Source organism: Synechococcus sp. OH2, assembly GCF_047462155.1.
Classification (GTDB): Bacteria; Cyanobacteriota; Cyanobacteriia; order Thermostichales; family Thermostichaceae; genus Thermostichus.
Window position 1 is genome coordinate 12,165 of record NZ_JANSIR010000122.1, and the last position, 454, is coordinate 12,618.

Genomic DNA, 454 nt, shown 5'->3' on the forward strand with positions numbered 1-454 from the left:
TTACTACATCCAGATTTGCGTGGAGCACGACCCACCGGAGCCACAAGACACCACCGAGGCGATTGGTGTGGACTTGGGTAGGAGAGATATTGCCCATACTTCTGAGGGGGACAACTGGAATGGACAGCAGCTGAATAAGGTGAGGGATCACTACTCCCGGTTGAGGGCGGCTCTGCAACGCAAGGCCAGTAAGGGCACACGCAGCACTCGGCGTCGATGCCGGGAGCTGTTGCAACGGCTGTCTGGTCAGGAGAGACGCTTTCAAGCTTGGGTGAACCATCGCATCTCCAAGTCCATTGTTGCTAGGGCACTGGCCACCCACAGTTTTATTGCCTTGGAGGACTTGACTGGAATTAGAGAGCGTACCAACCAACAGCGGCGCAGCAAGACGGAGCGGCGGCGGTCAAACAGTGAGGCCTACGGCCCGCTAGCGCGAGGGGCGTTCTACCAGTTG

At 57.9% G+C, this 454-nt stretch carries 1 protein-coding gene; it reads left to right on the forward strand.

The window, feature by feature from the left end; genetic code table 11:
* A partial coding sequence (locus tag NW835_RS13305; protein ID WP_414415531.1) for a transposase occupies positions 1 to 454 on the forward strand: 454 nt, incomplete at both ends.